This window comes from Pseudanabaena mucicola FACHB-723, assembly GCF_014696385.1.
In the GTDB taxonomy this organism is placed as follows: Bacteria; Cyanobacteriota; Cyanobacteriia; order Pseudanabaenales; family Pseudanabaenaceae; genus Pseudanabaena.
Genome location: NZ_JACJQB010000009.1, coordinates 41,382 through 58,559 on the forward strand (window position 1 = coordinate 41,382; position 17,178 = coordinate 58,559).

A 17,178-nucleotide genomic window follows, 5' to 3' on the forward strand; every position below is an offset into this window, starting at 1 on the left:
TTTTAATTTTAGCAGTAGTGCCAATGCAGTAAGCTAATTTAGTAAATACCAAGTTGTCAAAACACTGTATCAGAACTTTATCAAACTAGCTGAGCGAAGGTAATTTAATCTCGATCAGTTCAGCAATTAGGCGTATTTAAAAGTTTTTAGTGACACGGCAAAGCTGTGCTACTAAATGACTGCGTAGCTAGGTGCAATTAAATATAAAACCCTAAAACCTGTGGCGCACGCGCAGCGTGCGCCACAGGTTTTAGATTTGGGTTTTAATTATGCCTAGCTATTTATCACTAAATGACTATGTTTAGGGGCTATATTTTAGATCATCAACGTTGGATACAAGCTTGTGACCGTGACTCGATCAGTAATAAAATCAACACCCGCTACCCCGTCTCGATCGCTGGCTCTGGCGATCGCAGGGATGAAATGTGCAGGATGTGTGGCAACCGTAGAAAAGCGTTTGCTTGCCTGTGAGGGGGTAAAAGCCGCGAGTGTTAATTTGCTGACCGAGAAGGCAACCGTAGTCTATGGCGATGAACGCGAAGCACAGGATTTAGCAACTCAATTGATTGATGCGATCGCAAAAGCAGGTTTTGCAGCGGAATTTGTCGATAAAAGTAAGCAAAGCGCTCGCCGCTTAACAACCACAAATTCTACAACCGCAAATTCTGTTCAAAATTCAAAATTAAGCAGAGAAATAGCGATCCCTGCTGCCCTAGTGACCCTAGCGCTGGTTGGACATTTAGGCTTAATCGGTGTGGCGGATCTGCCCTTAATTGGCAATATGTACGCCCATTGGGTAGTCGCGACCGTTGCCCTCGCTTGGATTGGTCGCCCCATTTGGTGGGATGGGCTCAAATCACTTTGGTATCGCGCCCCCAACATGAACTCTCTCGTGGGCTTGGGGACGATTTCTGCCTATTTAGCAAGTACGATCGCCTTATTTGTGCCGCAGTTAAATTGGCAATGTTTCTTTGAAGAGCCAGTGATGCTGTTAGGTTTTGTGCTGTTGGGGCAAGCTTTGTTAGAACGGGCTAAGGGCAAAGCATCGCAGGCAATTCGTGCTTTGATGGAGTTGCAACCAGCTAGCGCGAGGCTATTGGTCAATAGTGCTGATGGTGAGCTACAAGTACCCATCGCCGTAGAAGATTTACAGGTTGGCGATCGCATTGTTGTCTTGCCCGGTGAGAAGATTCCTGTTGATGGGGAAATTATTAGCGGTAGCTCTAGTATCGATGAGTCGATGCTCACGGGTGAGTCAATGCCTGTGGCAAAACAATTAGGTGCAAAGGTAACAGGGGCAACTTTAAATCTGACGGGATCAATCACCGTCCAAGTTTTGCAAACTGGCTCAGAGACGACCTTGGCGCGAATCGTGGCATTAGTGGAGTCAGCCCAAGCGAGCAAAGCCCCCATTCAATATCTCGCCGATCGTGTGGCGGGATATTTTGCTTACTCGGTGATGGCAATCTCAGGACTGACATTCCTAATTTGGTACGGGCTACTTGATGCCGAAATCGTATTTAGCCTCAAACTTGCGATCGCAGTTTTAGTGGTAGCTTGTCCCTGTGCGCTCGGATTAGCCACACCGACAGCGATCATGGTGGGGACAGGTATAGGCGCAGAGAAAGGTATCCTGATCAAAGGTGGCGCAAGTCTCGAAAAGATCGATCAACTCTCCGCCGTAATTTTTGATAAAACAGGTACTTTAACCACAGGTAAACCTGAAATTACCGATGTCGTTACCGATGATCTAATCGTGTTCGGACGCAAACTAATCGAACAAACCACCTTTAAAAGTTTGGTTGCAGAACGCGAAGTGCCAGCATCGGCTTTGCGAGCTTTGCAACTCGCCGCCAGTGCCGAAGTGGGCGCGAATCATATTCTTGGCGCAGCGACCATTGCCAAAGCCGCCGAATTAAATCTGGAACTTTTGTCAACCCAATCTTCGCAAATCATTGCAGGCTGTGGTGTGGAAGCGACGCTGAGCAGTGGTGAGCAGCTTTTGGTGGGGAATGGTGATTGGTTGAAGGATCGTCATATCGAGATTTCTAGCGAAATGCTCGAGAGATCCAAACAATTAGCAGAATTTGGTAAAACCCCCATCTTTATTGCGGCTAATCGCCAACTGGTGGGCATGATTGCCATGCGCGATCGCATTAAACCCGAAGCTCCTGAAGTAGTTCGTCAACTGGAATCAATGGGGTTACAGGTGTGGATGCTCACGGGCGATCGTCAAGCAACTGCCATTGCGATCGCAAATCAGTTAGGAATTCACGCTGATCGGACAATTGCTGAGGTCAAGCCCGATGGTAAAGCGGCGGCGGTGATGGATTTGTTGGCAAAAGGTCATCGCGTCGCCATGGTGGGGGATGGGGTAAATGATGCCCCTGCCCTCGCCAGTGCCACGGTGGGCATTGCTCTCAGTTCTGGTACTGATGTGGCGATGGAAACCGCTGATATTGTCTTAATGCGCCATGACATCGGCGATGTTGTGCCTGCGATCCAACTCAGTCGCGCTACCTTCAGTAAAATCCGCCAAAATTTATTTTGGGCTTTTGGCTACAATACCCTCGCAATTCCCGTCGCCGCAGGGATTCTCTATCCTAGTTTTGGCATCTCGCTCAATCCGACAATTGCAGGCTTAGCCATGGCATTTAGCTCTGTGAGTGTGGTGCTTAGCTCTTTGTCATTGCGAGCAACCAGAAGATGAGTGGCGGCGCTTTGCGCCGCCACTCATCTTCTGGTTTGGGCATAAAAAAAGCGAGCTTAGCTCGCTTTTTTTATTATTTTTGATTTAATCTAAGCAACTGCTTCTGTAGCTTCTACAACAGGCACTGCATAAACGCTGACCTTCTTACGAGTCTTACCAAAGCGCTCAAAAGTAACTACGCCATCAACGGTTGCGTATAGGGTGTCATCACTACCACGACCAACATTGTTACCAGGGTGAACCTTAGTACCACGTTGACGAATTAGGATGCTGCCAGCTTTAACGACTTGACCACCATAACGCTTTACACCAAGGCGCTTAGCATTAGAGTCACGACCGTTTCTTGTACTACCTGTACCCTTCTTATGTGCCATTTTGTTTGTATCCTCATTAATGATTAAAGATGCACAAATAAAAGCCGTTTTATTAATTATTAAGCGGCTTTTATCGATTATTAAGCAGCCTTACCGCTTAGATTGATCGCTTCAACCATGATCCGAGTCAAGGGCTGACGGTGACCGTTCTTGCGACGAGTCTTCTTCTTAGGACGCATTTTGTAAACGATTACTTTTTTCGCCTTAAAATGGCGCATAACGGTAACTTCTACGCTGGCGCTATCAACTACGGGCTGACCAATGGAAATATCGCCATCCATATTGACAAATAAAACTTTATCAATGGTCAACTTACTGTCTTCTTCGGCTTCAAGTAGCTCAACGTCATAAAATCTGCCGACTTCGACGCGATATTGCTTACCGCCTGTTTCAATGATTGCGTAACTCATGGTGTTTAAATATTCAGTAGATGCCGTACAGGTATTGGGAAATTAATTTCACTTAGTTTCGCCAATTTTGGAAATAACCCGATCCGAGCATGAAAGATCGTGCGATCTATAACTATACAGGAAATAAACAAATAAATTTTGACAGTGCGAAAAATTATTATTCCCAAAAACTTGAGAGGCGGCACGAAGTGCCGCCTCTCATATCAAAACTAGGTTACTTGAGCCAGCCCAAGCCCACACTTGTCAGTAACAACGCCCCAAATATTAAGCGATAGATGACAAATACCCATGTGGTATGGGTTTGAAAAAATTTCAGTAACCATGCAATCGCCAGATAGGAAAAAATTACCGATGACAGTAGTCCAATCCCCAATTGGAGCATCCCCACATCGCCAAATCCTTTCTTAATTAAACTAATTAGCTCAACAATACCCCCGATCGTAATTGCAGGAATACCCAATAGAAAAGAAAATCTGGTTGCCGCAACCCGATCCATGCCTAAAAACAGACCTGCGGTTAAGGTCGAGCCAGAGCGCGATACCCCCGGAATCAGTGCCATGGTTTGCGCTAAGCCCATTAAAATGCCGTCAATTACCCTTAACCTCTGAAATTGACGCTTTTCCTTGGTACTGCGCTGTCCAATTATTTCCGCGAGGGCAAGTAAACTCGACATGATGATGGAGGCAATTGCGATCGCAGTTAAACTCCGTAATGCCGACTTGTCATAATCGGGGACAAAAATTTTAATTAGTAAGCCACCAAATAAAATCGGCACAGTGCCAAGGGCAATTGCTACAGCTAATTTGAAATCGTGGGATTTGTAATTTTGCGATCGTACTGCCTTGATGCTGCCCAATGTAATATGACTAAGATCCTTCCAGAAGTAGCCAACTACCGCCGCAATACTTCCCAGTTGAATTACGGCATCAAAGGATAGTCCCGCTTCCTTCCACCCCAAAATTGCGGGAATTACTTTCAAGTGTGCGGTACTGCTGATCGGCAAAAACTCAGTTAGTCCCTGCACGATTCCTAAAACAAAAGCTTGCCAGTATTCCATAAAAAATTCGAGAGCGAATAAAAGACATATATCACCAACTGAACCCAAGATGCGAGTAGCGGCGCTACTCGCCGCCACTCATCTTCTGGTTTTATACTCTAAGCAAAACCCTGAAATCCTAGAAATTCGCAAGCCTTGGCTCTAGTTTTTGGGGTTGAAATTACTGGCTTTGCTGGCATAATGGAACACAAACGCAATTTCTAACAGTTTCTATTTAATAGGTATAAGTATATGGATTTAAGAGTATTAGTGGTTTTAGGCCCAATTGCTTTAGTGGTTTTATGGGCAGCTTTTAACCTTGGTAAAGCCGTAATTAAGGGAGAAGCATCTCTGTTTGGCAAACAAGGTAACAACCCTTTTCAATAACTTGTGGGTAAAGCCTCAAGAGCAAAAGAGGACGCTTTGCGTCCTCTTTTGCTCTGTGGATTGTTACCGATGCACATCCATAAGCAAACATAGCGATAAAATAAGCTAAGAAATAAACAAAATTTAATCTTGTAAGGTAGCTAAAACATGGCGATCGGAGAATATAAACCCGGTTTAGAGGGGGTTCCTGCAACCCAGTCCAATATAAGTTATGTTGATGGTCAAGCAGGTTTGCTGGAATATCGGGGCATCCGCATTGAGGAGCTTTGTGTTCACAGTAATTTCCTCGAAACCAGTTATTTATTAATCTTCGGTGAATTGCCAAAAGCCGCCGAGCTAGAAAGATTTGAAAGCGATATTACCCATAGAAGAAGAATTAAATATCGGATTCGGGACATGATCAAGTCCTTTCCCGATAATGCCCATCCGATGGATGCACTGCAAACTAGTGTCGCTGCCTTGGGGATGTTTTATCCCTTAGCCAATTTCCATGATGTGGACTTTATCTATCAGGCAACTGTAAGGCTATTGGCAAAAGTACCGACAATGGTAGCGGCTTTTCATATGATGCGCCAAGGTAATGATCCTGTCATGCCCCGCGATGATCTAGACTATGCCTCTAATTTTCTCTACATGCTCAATGAGCAAGTCCCTGATCCGCTCGCAGCGCATGTATTTGATGTGTGCCTCACCCTTCATGCAGAGCATACCGTTAATGCTTCCACCTTTGCCGCCTTGGTGACTGCTTCGACATTGACTGATCCCTATGCAGTGATTACTTCGGCGATCGGCACTTTAGCTGGCCCCCTGCATGGTGGCGCAAATGAGCAAGTGATGATGATGCTCGAAGAAATTGGCTCGATTGATAATGTCACCGCTTACCTTGAGCGCAAAATTGCCCGTAAAGAGAAATTAATGGGCTTTGGACATCGCATTTATAAAGTTAAAGATCCTCGCGCCATCGTTTTACAGGATTTAGTGCATAAAATGTTTGATGAGTTCGGACATGATCCTTACTATGACATTGCACTAGAACTAGAAAAACAAGTCTTTGAAAAGCTTGGTGCGAAAGGGATTCACCCTAACGTGGACTTCTATTCGGGATTGGTTTACAAAAAACTGGGCATTCCTAGTAATTTGTTTACAACTATTTTTGCGATCGCAAGAGTACCGGGGTGGCTTGCCCACTGGAAGGAACAGCTTTCTGACAACCGTCTCTTCCGCCCCACGCAGGTTTATACAGGCTTACATGATGTAACCTATAAACCCATCGATCAACGCTAAATCATCAAAAGCGGTGCATTGCGCCGCTTTTTTATTAGCCCCAAGCGATCGCTATTCGGCATTTGTTTGATTTCTTCTAAAATTTGAGTTTTAATCATAGTTTTTTGAATAAGCTAAAGTAAAAAATCGCTTCTTCTAACCACAAATTGCGATCGCGATCGTACAGCATCGTTTTTTGATCGACATTCTGTGTCATGAGTTTAGGCGAGGAAGAATTTAAATAACATCAACTAAATCTATCATTCTTTTATCCTTTGCTTTGGTTGCCTTACACAAAGTTTTCGTTTCCAAGAAAGAATTAGAAAATCTTTTGTGTTTTAAAATAGTAGAAGCAACGAAAAAAGCTAAATTCACAGGAACAGCATTACCGATTATTTGCTCTAGATTTGTTTTAGTGCCAAAAAACTTAAATGATTCGGGAAAAGTTTGAATATAACTTCGTTCGATTGTCGTTAGAGGTCTGATAGTTGAAATATCAATATCCTGTGGATCGCCACTATGCAGTTGATAATTTGGCGGCATAGGACGATTCACACCTCTTATCGTTGGACTTGGCTCATCAATCGAGAAAACCCCTCTTCGAGCATAGCTTCTAGGATGTCGATAATAATATTGTAGATTTAATCTATCTCCAAGATAATCCCTAATTGTCATAGGTTTATTTGCTAAATTAATTTTAAATAAATCTACTAAAGCATTTTGATCTCCACCAAACTCACCAATTAAGAAGAAACGCGATCTTGCCTGTGGTACATGACAAAGTGAAGCATCTAAAACAACACTAGATAAACCATAGCCACATTTCATAAACTGCTTCGATATTTCGGAAAGAATAGGACTCTTTGTAATTCTTTGCACATTTTCCATCACAAACCATTGTGGTTTAATCGCGCAGACAATGTTTGCGAAGTTATAAGTTAGATTGGCACGATCACCATTTAGATTGCGTTTACCAGCACTCGAAAAATCTTGACATGGTGAACCACCAATAATCATTTGAGGAGCATATTTTTCAATTATTTTAATTGACGTAATTTCTTCAGATAAATCCTGTTGAATAGCAGGATGATCAAAGTTTTTTCTATAGATATCTAAAGCGATATTCCAATTATCAATAGCTGCCAAAATCTCAATTCCCGCTTTCTGAAAGCCAAGAGATAATCCACCACAGCCACTAAATAAATCAACGGCTGTAATCATGAGAATAGCTCTGGTGAATTAAAAATAATCGCGTCAAATCTACGCTCTGGACTAAGTAGATTTTGTCCTCCTCCTAAAATAATATTTTTGATTTCGTCTTTTTTAATCCTCGGAGATGTCAAATTTTCACATGACATATAGGGATTAGTTACATTACCTGCGGAAGCAAAAGCTTTATCATTTCTAGTATTATAAGAAAGCTTGTCAATGATGTCTTTGTAGTCACATCTGCTGTGAATACAGATATCTAAAAGCATTTTATACAGCCAAATACTTGTTCTTGTTTGACGAGTTATGTGAGTTACAGTATTATCATTTTTTGATATTTGTGATATAAACCAAGCAAACGCTGCATCACTCCATACAAAAACATCTAGACAATTCTCTGCAAGCTTCGGCGATTTGCCAACTGTCTTCCAAATTGGATGTAAAAGAAATGGTGATTGACTTTTTTCAATAGCAATACTGATATCAGATATACAGCCAACAATTTTTTGAATACTGGTAATTACTTCTCTAGCATCAGACCAATTATCAATCACAACATCACTACTTTCTATATGATGTTTGACTATCTCGGTATTTGCACTAAATATACTGGCTGCTAGATATACGATTGTGTCAGGTCTAACAACAAGCTCGCAACCAAATTTGTCATCACTCAGATTGCAAGTAGTATTATCAGGTATGGCGGTTAACTTAACTTCTAATCCTCGTAAGCATTGCCCTGTCAAACTATCTTGAATTACCAGATCAGTTCTAGGTAAGCTACCAATTACATATTTTTGAAATGGCGTATGTTGTGCTTCAAAAGCAAAATAGGTATTGTTTTTGCTAGGTTTAATACCAAATACGACAGCAATATCAATTAAACTTATGACAAACTCTTGATTAGCCATAGATATGTAATTAGCTGCAATTCCTTGATTGTCAAGATAACAAGATAAAGCTGCTGGAAAACTTGAATTAAATTGATTTTTACCCCAAGAATCGGCTTTAGAAAAATCTCGATTGGAATTGTTTAAGCCAAATAGGCTTGCTTGTGTTGTCATTAATCTATCCTTGTGCTGACAAAAGTAAAAAAATCGCATCTTCTAACCACAAATTAAGATCGCGATCATACAGCGTGGATTTTTGCTCAATAGTCTGGGTCATAGGTTTAGGCGATGCGATACAGCATTTATCAAGTATATCCCAAAGAACAAGGGGCTTAAGCCCCTTGTCTGAACCTAATTACTCAATTCCATCAAGAGGCGCAAAGCCTTGACGCTGAGTGTTTTCAGTAATTGACCTTGGCTCTAGGAACTGCAATAGATAATCGCGTCCACCAGCTTTGGAACCGATACCGCTTAGCTTGAAACCTCCGAAGGGATGGCGATCTACCAATGCGCCAGTGATGCCACGATTGATGTAGAGATTGCCCACTTCAAACTCGCGATAGGCGCGTTCGATATGAGAAGGAGTGCGCGAATATAAGCCGCCTGTGAGTGCGTAGTTTGTACCATTGGCGATCGCAAGGGCTTCATCAAAACTAGTTGCCTTGATGACTGCTAATACGGGACCAAAGATTTCCTCTTGAGCGATTGTACTGTCAGGATCGACATCGCCAAAAATAGTTGGACTGACATAGAAGCCATGACTGGGAACTTCTCCTTCATAGGCTAATTTTGCAGTTTCCTTGCCTTTAGCAATGTAGTTCTGGATATTACTTTGCGCCGCCGCATCAATTACAGCACTGAGTTTTGTGTCAGGCAGGTGGGCTTCACCGACAATTAGAGAACGAGTGGCTTCTACTAATCTTTCCATGAAGTTGTCATAAACGGTCGCAAGGACAATCGCTCTTGAACATGCGGAACATTTCTGACCTGCAAAACCAAAGGCAGAATTCATTACGCCCACTACGGCTTGATCGAGGTCGGCACTTTCATCAATAATGATGCCATTTTTGCCACCCATTTCCGCAATCACACGCTTCATGTGTTTTTGTTTGGGGCGCAAAATTGAGGCTTCAGTAACGATTTGACAGCCGACTTGTTGGGAGCCTGTAAAAGCGATTAGATGCACGTCAGGATGTTTGACTAAATGGGAACCAACGGTGGAACCTTTAGCAGGAAGATAGGTAAATACGCCTGTGGGCAATCCTGCGGCGTGGAGAACTTCGGCGATTTTCGCACCGATTACAGAAGATTGTTCGGCAGGTTTGAGAATGACGGTGTTACCTGCGGCGATCGCAGCAACACTCATACCTAATGCGATCGCAAAAGGAAAGTTCCAAGGTGAAATCACCACCACCACGCCACGGGGTTGATAGATGTACGTGTTATCTTCTCCCGGAATATGGCGCTGTTCACCTGACTCAAGGCGTTCCATTTCCTTGGCATAATAACGACAGAAATCAATCGCTTCCGAGACTTCCGCATCACCTTCGCGAATCGGTTTAGCCACTTCCCAACAAATCCATGCCGTTAATTCTTCACGCTTCTCTTCCATAATGTCGGCAGCCTTGCGGAGAATGTCGCCCCGTTCTTTAGCGCTGAGTTTCTTCCATGACGAGAACGCATTTTTCGCAACTTGAACGGCTGTTTCGGCTTGATTGATGCTGGCTAGACCAATTTTGCCGACTACCTGTGAAGAATTAGCAGGGTTAACTGATTCAATATAGTTTTCGGTTTCCACCGCTTGACCATTGATGATTGGTAAATAGGTCTTACCAAGTTGATTGCGAACTTGTTGTAATGCAGTTTGTGCGGCTTCACGTTCTGTTGTAATTGCATAGTCACGATCGCTAGAATTGACAAAGCCATCAAAAATATTTTGAGCAGGTGCGCCGTTGTAATTCGCATCCCGTTCCGTCATCACAGGCGCAGCAACCAATTTAATGATGTCGCTACCTTCACCACTAATGCGTAAGAAAGAACTATTGGCAGTATTTTCTAGTAAACGGCGAATTAGGTAAGACATTCCCGGAATTAAATCGCCAAAGGGGCAGTACACCCGCACGCGATAGCCCATATCGGCAACTGCCTTAGCGAACTTATCGCCCATGCCATAGAGACATTGGGCTTCAAATGCTCGGTTAGGAATATTCAGGGTTTGGACGATCGCAATTGCTTTAGCCAGAGAACGCGCATTATGGCTACCGATCGCCGCATAGAGATATTGATGACTTTCTAAGAGAATCTGAATCAAGCGCTCGTAGTTGGCATCAGTGGAGACTTTATCGGAAAACACGGGAATAGCCCAACCCTGTTGATAGGAGCGAATTGTTTCTCTATCCCAATAGGCTCCTTTGACTAGGCGTACCGTCACAGGCTTACCGCGTTGTTTTGCCCATTCTACTAAATCACGCAAATCCTGTTCACTGTCGCGCAAATAGCCTTGCAGCGTAATTCCCACATCCGTGCGATCGCAAAATTCTGGCTCATTTAAAACTTGTTTGAGAATTTGTAATGTGAGCGATTTAAACTCATACTGCTCCATATCAAAATGGATGCCACAGCCTAAAGCTTGAGCTTTTCGTAGTAATATTCTGGCTGGTTCACTAACTTTTTCCGTGGTTTTGACAGGATCGAGGGGATCGAATTGGGAATAAAAAGCACTGAGCTTAACCGATACTTGCACCCGTTTTAGTTCTTCACCATCAGCTCGATCAATCTGGTCTATTAAGCCCCAATTCTTCGCTTTGGCTGACAAGTCTTCCATCATACCAATATAGCGATTGAGATAGCCTTCAGCTTCTACTTCGCTAATCACTGCCTCACCGAGCAAATCCATCGTAAAAGCAAAGCGATCACGGCGCAATTTCTCAATGGATTTAGTTGCTTCTGCCAGATTTTCCCCGCAGATATAGCGCTTGGCAAGTGTTCCCACTGCCGTCGAGAGGGTGGTCGCTGCTGCTGTTGCTGTAATGGAGTTGGGATTATCGGTACTAAAGTTTAATAATGCGCGTAAAGCAGGAACTTCCACAGCATCGCTAGCCAGATATTCCTGCATATGCCTAGCGATTTCTGCCTTGCTCTGTAATGCTGGCAAACAATCAATTAACCGAAATAACTGCACTCGCAAGCCTTCATTTTCCATTGTCCAAGCCATCAGCTTGTCGTCCAGACGCAAGTCATCTTTAAGTTGCGATAGTTTTGCCCACAGAGAATTTTTTTCAGTTCCACTTAAAATCTTCTTCGCGATTTCTTGCGTTTTCGTTTCATACTTAGAGATATCTAGAGAAGTATCAAAGCTTGTATTTGCTTGCTGTGTTTGGCTAACCACGACTTTTGTCCATAATCCCTGCAGTCAAACAGTATAACTAGCAACTATCCTCTACTTGTTTTAAGCTTTTTTATGTACATACAGAAAATCAGGAGCGCTGATTGTTGCTCTTCATAGTTTTTCGTTGATTCACCGAGTTTAAATTTATCCTCAAAATTGTAACCAAGTCATGACAATGCGCTGCCAATTGATGGATGTTACTAGATGAGGGTCTGGGTAACCATATAGAACCACATTGTCGGATTTTGAAGCAAAAGGATAGAATAGATACTATGTTTACTATGCCTTAACCTAATGTCAGACACAACTTTGGTGGAAACATTACCGATCTTAGCGATCGCACCAGCCCAACTTTTACGGGGAAATGGGATTTTAGCGCAACTCCCACAATATCTATTACGCTATGGTCATAAAGCGCTAGTAATTGCGGGAAAGACTGCTAATCAAGTTACGGCAAGTCATTTCAAAGATACTGAGCTAGAAATTATCTATGCCGATGCGATCGCAGATTGTAGTGATGCCAATCTGGCGATGTTGCGTCAAATTGTTTCTCAAGCTCAACCCCACGTAATTATCGGTATTGGTGGTGGCAAGGTGTTAGATACTGCCAAATTGGTCGCCCACCAAAGCCAACTGCCAATCGTCACCGTCCCCACCACTGGCGCAACCTGTGCGGCATGGACAGCTCTGAGTAATGTCTATGATGCTGATGGTGCGTTTGACTATGACGTAACCCTCGATCGTTGCCCTGATTTGATGGTTGTGGACTATGACATCATCGCCACAGCTCCCAAACGCACCCTTGTTTCAGGTATTGGTGATGCGATCGCAAAATGGTATGAGTCCTCGGTCAGCAGTGGCAGTAGTGAAAAAACTATGGTGATTGCGGCAGTCCAAGAGGCGCGAATCCTGCGTGATATCTTGTTTCAAAAGTCCGCCGATGCGATCGCAAATCCCCATAGTCAAACATGGCGCGAAGTCGTCGATGCAACAGTTTGTTTAGCAGGAGCAATCGGTGGTATCGGGGGCGCAAATTGTCGTACTGTCGCGGCTCATGCGATTCATAATGCCCTTACCCATTTACACCAAACCCACGGTACGCTTCACGGGGAAAAAGTTGCCTATGGTATTTTGGTGCAGCTTCGTTTAGAAGAATTTCAAGGCAATCAACTGGCAACTTCCTCACGTCATCAATTACTCAAGTTCTATCAAGAGATTGGCTTACCAACTTGTTTAGCCGATCTAGGCTTGAGTCAGGTGACGCTAGCGGAATTAGAGCAAATTGCCGAAATTGCCTGTCAGCCAAATTCTGATATCCACCGTTTGCCCTTTAGCGTATCGCCAAGCCAAGTTCTCGCGGCAATGGTATCAACAACTAGCCCAATTCTTGTCACAAATTAACAAAAAATAAGCTTGTGTCTCCCACTACGTGGGAGACACAAGCCTATTTTTATTTAGTGTAGAGGCAATTCATGAATTGCCTCTACACTAATCAATATTTGCCTTACTGAGTTTTTGATGTCGTCAATCCCTTCCCCACAAGTTCATACCTATTCAGACCTCCGCACGGGTCGTCTCGTTAGTCGCTACAAACGCTTTTTTGCGGATATCGAACTGGATGATGGCGAATTAATTACGGCGCACTGCGCCAATACTGGCCCCATGACAGGTGTATGCCAAATTGGTAGCCCTGTTTTAGTTTCCTATCACCCTAGTCCCAAGCGAAAATTATCCTACAGTTGGGAAGCTATTTATCTAGATGAGCAATGGATTGGCGTGAATACGAGTCTCCCCAATCGTGTGATTGGTCATATGCTCGAACAATATTTATTACCAGAGCTAGAGCCATATACAACGGTGAAAGGCGAGGTTGCCTATGGCAATGAAAAGAGCCGCATTGATTTTTTGTTGACCAATGGGGAAAAGGCAGGGCAGAAAACCTATGTGGAAGTTAAAAATACGACTTGGTGTAAGGGAAAGCTGGCGCTATTTCCTGACACTGTGACCACAAGGGGGCAGAAGCATCTGCGTGAGCTGATGTCAGTTATAGATGAAGATACCAATGCGGCACTAATCTTTTTTATTAATCGTGGTGATTGCGATCGCTTTGCCGCAGGAGCCGAGGCTGATCCTGAATATGCTCGGCTTTTAAAAGCGGCGATCGCAAAAGGCGTAAAGGTATTGCCCTGTCGTTTTGCGATCGAGCCAACCAAAATCACTTATTTGGGCTTGGCGAGCCTAGAAAACTAACAAAAAAAGGAGCGCTTAGCGCTCCTTTTTTAGAATGAGTTCCTACATGTCGGTGAAGGGTTTAACGATTTGCCAAAATGTATAGGGAACTCCAAACGTCAAAACTACACAGACTGCTAATTCGGCCATGGTTTAGATCAACAGATTTTGAGAAGTAATTTTTTAATTAGTAACATATGCTACTAATTACATCTATACAGTACAACATTAATCCTGAACTGTGATATCTCCAGTTGGGTGATTTTGTAACGATTTCTATAGGTTACAGGCAAACCGTTACACCAAAGCCCTCACCGCAGATCACAAATTTTTTCGCCAAACTTACCAACTTGTGATAGTCTGTCTCCCTGACGGGGTTACTTCTAAAACTAGATTCAAAAAACTAAGTAAATAACCAAGTAATTCGTTTCTCACACAAGGAAGTGATATCTGTGAAAAATCTAATTAATCCAACTAAATTTTTGCTTGGCTTGACCGCATTGGGTTGTTTATCTGCGATCGCAATTGCACCAGCTCAAGCACAGCCAGCCTATGGCAGCTATGTCGGACTTGGTGCTGGTTTTGGCTTTACCAGTGGCAACAACAATGCTGGCGAGTCCTCACGCACATCAGGTTTAATCTCAGGTCGTTATAAATTTCTAGAATTTCCTGTCTCTGTTCGTACTCAAATTTTGATTGGCAGCAGCACCGCCGTTGTCCCCACGGTTTCCTTTGACGTACCCCTCAACTTTGATACTGATGTTTACATCGGTGCGGGTGTATCCCTATCAAATACCGTTGATACCACCCCAGTCGGCAATAAAAATAGCTTTGTCGTTCAGCCTGGAATTGATTACACAGTGCCAAATAGCAACCTCGTTCTATTTGGCAACGTTATTTTTGCCTTTGATGCCTATCGCAATTCTCCTGGAACCTCGGCAACTTCTCTTCAAACTGGTTTAGGCTTACGTTTTTAGGGTAAGGATTGGTGATCATGTGCGATCAAACTGCAAAAAGGCGGCACATTGTGCCGCCTTTTTGCGTTATTTTTCTTTGCCCATGACTTCGACGATAAGGTGATAATATTCGTAAAACTGTTATAGGTTAAGACGATGAGCGCACCCACAGCTTCCAAAATCGGTCTCAATACTGCCCTTCCCAGTATTCGTCGCATTCATAGCATCATCCGTGACAAGAGCGAAGCTCAAGTTAAATTACTTACTGGTGATCAATTAGTGGGTCGCATCCTATGGATTGATGATCAAAGTATTTGTATGGATGTTGCTTCAGAAAAAGTAATTATTTGGCAACAAGCGATCGCATTTATTAAGGGTTAATTGCAAAAAATCGGAGATAATCGGTCGCATTAGGATACAAAATTTCAGATTATGCCAACCCAAAATAATTTTGCGATCGCATCTGCAACTAGCCTCTGGCAACTATGGCAGCAGGGGGCAAACAATCATCCCGATGCGATCGCCCTCCATGATCCACACAGTAAGCCATCTGTGCGAATTTCTTATAGAGATGCCTTTGAGCAAATCAATGCCTTTGGTGCAGGATTGCGATCGCTAGGCGTAAACTTTGGCGAAAAGGTTGCCCTCATTGCCGATAACTCACCCCGTTGGTTAATTGCCGATCAGGGTATTTTAGCGATCGGAGCCGCCAATGCCACCCGCAGCTCTCAAGCCGAACGTAGCGAATTGCTATACATCATTGAGCATAGTGACAGCGTGGCACTGGTCGTCGAAAATCTCGCCACCCTCAAAAAGCTCGAACCTGAACTACATACATTACCAGTCAAGCAAATTATTTTGCTTTCTGATGAAACCGCGCCCGAAGGAGCCTATAACTTTCAGCAATTATTAGCTTTGGGTAGTAGCAAAGACTTGGGCAATCCGCAAATCCAACGCGATACCCTTGCTACGTTGATCTATACATCGGGAACTACGGCTAGACCCAAGGGTGTCATGCTGACCCATGGTAATTTCCTCTATGAAGTGGAAGCAGCGCAACAGGTTTTGCAGCTCAAGGTCAATGAAAAAGTTTTAAGTATCTTGCCGACATGGCATTCCTACGAACGCACCTTTGAATATTTCATCTTTTCCCAAGGATGCACCCAGATTTACACCAATCTCCGCACCATCAAAAAGGATCTCAAAGAGCATAAACCCCACTACATGGTTGCTGTGCCGCGCCTGTGGGAATCGATCTATGAAGGTGTCCAGAAAAACTTCCGTGAGCAACCTGCGAATAAACAAGGACTAGTCAAATTTTTCTTCAATGCTAGTCAGACATATATTGTCGCTAAGCGCGTGGTTCAAGGATTAAATGTGGAAAACCTGTATCCTTCCCTAGGGTCAAAATTGCTTGCCTTACCTGTAGTGATTGGGTTATGGGCATTTCACAAGTTAGGGGATAAATTGGTTTACCAAAAAGTTCGTGAAGCCACGGGCGGCAATTTTAAATATATTGTCAGTGGTGGCGGCTCGATTGCGGAACATCTTGAAGACTTCTATGAAATTGTCGGCATCGAAATTTTGGGTGGCTATGGCTTGACCGAAACTGCACCGATTACCCATGTGCGTCGTCCCGATCGCAATATTCGTGGTGGCGATGGACAGCCCTTGATGCAAACGGAAACTCGGATTGTTGATTTATCCACCCGCAAGGATGTGCCAATTGGTCAGCATGGCTTAGTCCTGATTCGTGGACCACAGGTGATGCAGGGCTATTACAAAAATCCTGAAGCCACTGCCAAGGCGATCGACCCAGAGGGTTGGTTTGACACAGGGGATTTAGGCTATGTCAGTAAATGGGATGACTTAGTAATTACAGGTCGCGCCAAGGATACGATCGTCTTAACCAATGGCGAAAATATTGAACCCCAGCCGATTGAAGATGCCTGTATTCGCAGCCCCTATATTGATCAGGTGGTGCTAGTGGGACAAGACCAGAAGCAATTGGGAGTCTTGATTGTGCCTAATCTCTCGGCACTGGAAGCCGCAGGTTTAATTCCCGCCGATTCTGAATTAGCAAATATTTTGCCAGAGTTGAATAAACCTGAAATTCGCAGTCTTTACCGCGAAGAACTCAACCGTGAAGTCCAAAACCGTCCTGGGTATAGCATTAATGATCGTATCGGTGTTTTTGAGTTCTTGCCCGAACCCTTTACCATCGATAATGGGTTTTTAACGCAAACATTCAAGATCCGACGTAACATCGTATTTGAGCGTTATCAAGATATTATTGTCAAAATGTTTACTTCATAATGCCAGAAAA

Annotated in this window: 14 protein-coding genes; 8 read left to right on the forward strand and 6 right to left on the reverse strand. The window is 43.6% G+C overall.

Translation table 11 applies throughout. The features are described 5' to 3' along the window. The first annotated feature begins 418 nt into the window (after window positions 1-418). Window positions 419-2,710 carry a heavy metal translocating P-type ATPase gene (locus tag H6F41_RS06855; protein WP_190402783.1) on the forward strand — a complete coding sequence of 764 codons (2,292 nt, stop codon included), beginning with the start codon at window positions 419-421 and terminating at the stop codon, window positions 2,708-2,710. A gap of 89 nt (window positions 2,711-2,799) precedes the next feature. On the opposite strand, the gene rpmA is transcribed toward H6F41_RS06855, so the two are convergent. The 3 genes from rpmA to H6F41_RS06870 all read right to left on the reverse strand — a co-directional run bounded on the left by rpmA (window position 2,800) and on the right by H6F41_RS06870 (window position 4,551). Beyond that, window positions 2,800-3,084: a 50S ribosomal protein L27 gene (gene rpmA, locus H6F41_RS06860; protein ID WP_190402731.1), complete on the reverse strand. Its 285-nt coding sequence runs from the start codon at window positions 3,082-3,084 to the stop codon at window positions 2,800-2,802. A gap of 80 nt (window positions 3,085-3,164) precedes the next feature. After that, the gene (rplU, locus tag H6F41_RS06865; protein ID WP_190402732.1) at window positions 3,165-3,494 is read right to left on the reverse strand and encodes a 50S ribosomal protein L21; all 330 of its coding nucleotides are present in this window, start codon (window positions 3,492-3,494) and stop codon (window positions 3,165-3,167) included. Window positions 3,495-3,708: 214 nt separating this feature from the next. Then, window positions 3,709-4,551, reverse strand: a complete 843-nt coding sequence (locus H6F41_RS06870) for an undecaprenyl-diphosphate phosphatase (RefSeq protein ID WP_190402733.1) — start codon at window positions 4,549-4,551, stop codon at window positions 3,709-3,711. Between the two features lie 231 nt (window positions 4,552-4,782). On the opposite strand from H6F41_RS06870, the gene H6F41_RS06875 reads away from it, so the two are divergent. Both H6F41_RS06875 and H6F41_RS06880 read left to right on the forward strand, forming a co-directional pair. After that, window positions 4,783-4,917, forward strand: a complete 135-nt coding sequence (locus H6F41_RS06875; RefSeq protein ID WP_190351601.1) for a photosystem II protein Y — start codon at window positions 4,783-4,785, stop codon at window positions 4,915-4,917. Between the two features lie 147 nt (window positions 4,918-5,064). Next, window positions 5,065-6,201 carry a citrate synthase gene (locus H6F41_RS06880; protein ID WP_190402734.1) on the forward strand — a complete coding sequence of 379 codons (1,137 nt, stop codon included), beginning with the start codon at window positions 5,065-5,067 and terminating at the stop codon, window positions 6,199-6,201. Between the two features lie 216 nt (window positions 6,202-6,417). On the opposite strand, the gene H6F41_RS06885 is transcribed toward H6F41_RS06880, so the two are convergent. From H6F41_RS06885 to pruA, 3 genes are all read right to left on the reverse strand, one after another. Then, window positions 6,418-7,398: a DNA cytosine methyltransferase gene (locus H6F41_RS06885; protein ID WP_190402784.1), complete on the reverse strand. Its 981-nt coding sequence runs from the start codon at window positions 7,396-7,398 to the stop codon at window positions 6,418-6,420. Further along, the gene (locus H6F41_RS06890) at window positions 7,398-8,453 is read right to left on the reverse strand and encodes a HindVP family restriction endonuclease (protein ID WP_190402735.1); all 1,056 of its coding nucleotides are present in this window, start codon (window positions 8,451-8,453) and stop codon (window positions 7,398-7,400) included. Before H6F41_RS06890 ends, H6F41_RS06885 begins: the two co-directional genes overlap by 1 nt. A gap of 181 nt (window positions 8,454-8,634) precedes the next feature. Then, a complete protein-coding gene (gene pruA, locus H6F41_RS06895; RefSeq protein WP_190402736.1) occupies window positions 8,635-11,667 on the reverse strand; it encodes an L-glutamate gamma-semialdehyde dehydrogenase in 3,033 nt (1,010 codons plus the stop codon). Between the two features lie 294 nt (window positions 11,668-11,961). Between pruA and H6F41_RS06900 the strand changes: the two genes are divergently transcribed. The 5 genes from H6F41_RS06900 to H6F41_RS06920 all read left to right on the forward strand — a co-directional run bounded on the left by H6F41_RS06900 (window position 11,962) and on the right by H6F41_RS06920 (window position 17,168). Next, a complete protein-coding gene (locus H6F41_RS06900) occupies window positions 11,962-13,068 on the forward strand; it encodes an iron-containing alcohol dehydrogenase family protein (protein ID WP_190402737.1) in 1,107 nt (368 codons plus the stop codon). A gap of 117 nt (window positions 13,069-13,185) precedes the next feature. Continuing rightward, entirely contained in the window at window positions 13,186-13,917 is a 732-nt protein-coding gene (gene sfsA / locus H6F41_RS06905) for a DNA/RNA nuclease SfsA (RefSeq protein WP_199288691.1), read from the forward strand. A gap of 431 nt (window positions 13,918-14,348) precedes the next feature. Next, window positions 14,349-14,873, forward strand: coding sequence for an outer membrane beta-barrel protein (locus tag H6F41_RS06910; protein WP_190402738.1), 525 nt, complete (start codon window positions 14,349-14,351; stop codon window positions 14,871-14,873). Between the two features lie 135 nt (window positions 14,874-15,008). Continuing rightward, window positions 15,009-15,233, forward strand: a complete 225-nt coding sequence (locus tag H6F41_RS06915; protein WP_190402739.1) for an Hfq-related RNA-binding protein — start codon at window positions 15,009-15,011, stop codon at window positions 15,231-15,233. A 51-nt stretch (window positions 15,234-15,284) separates the two neighbouring features. After that, window positions 15,285-17,168 (forward strand): AMP-dependent synthetase/ligase, encoded by a 1,884-nt coding sequence (locus tag H6F41_RS06920; RefSeq protein ID WP_190402740.1) that lies wholly within the window; start codon window positions 15,285-15,287, stop codon window positions 17,166-17,168. Window positions 17,169-17,178 lie beyond the last annotated feature (10 nt).

Excerpts from the sequence above, each read along its gene's own strand:
- H6F41_RS06890 (WP_190402735.1), bottom strand. The coding sequence starts at position 8,453 with ATGACAACACAAGCAAGCCTATTTGGCTTAAACAATTCCAATCGAGAT.
- H6F41_RS06870 (WP_190402733.1), bottom strand. The coding sequence starts at position 4,551 with ATGGAATACTGGCAAGCTTTTGTTTTAGGAATCGTGCAGGGACTAACT.
- H6F41_RS06915 (WP_190402739.1), top strand. The coding sequence starts at position 15,009 with ATGAGCGCACCCACAGCTTCCAAAATCGGTCTCAATACTGCCCTTCCC.
- rpmA (WP_190402731.1), bottom strand. The coding sequence starts at position 3,084 with ATGGCACATAAGAAGGGTACAGGTAGTACAAGAAACGGTCGTGACTCT.
- rplU (WP_190402732.1), bottom strand. The coding sequence starts at position 3,494 with ATGAGTTACGCAATCATTGAAACAGGCGGTAAGCAATATCGCGTCGAA.
- H6F41_RS06855 (WP_190402783.1), top strand. The coding sequence starts at position 419 with ATGAAATGTGCAGGATGTGTGGCAACCGTAGAAAAGCGTTTGCTTGCC.
- H6F41_RS06875 (WP_190351601.1), top strand. The coding sequence starts at position 4,783 with ATGGATTTAAGAGTATTAGTGGTTTTAGGCCCAATTGCTTTAGTGGTT.
- sfsA (WP_199288691.1), top strand. The coding sequence starts at position 13,186 with ATGTCGTCAATCCCTTCCCCACAAGTTCATACCTATTCAGACCTCCGC.
- H6F41_RS06920 (WP_190402740.1), top strand. The coding sequence starts at position 15,285 with ATGCCAACCCAAAATAATTTTGCGATCGCATCTGCAACTAGCCTCTGG.
- H6F41_RS06880 (WP_190402734.1), top strand. The coding sequence starts at position 5,065 with ATGGCGATCGGAGAATATAAACCCGGTTTAGAGGGGGTTCCTGCAACC.
- H6F41_RS06900 (WP_190402737.1), top strand. The coding sequence starts at position 11,962 with ATGTCAGACACAACTTTGGTGGAAACATTACCGATCTTAGCGATCGCA.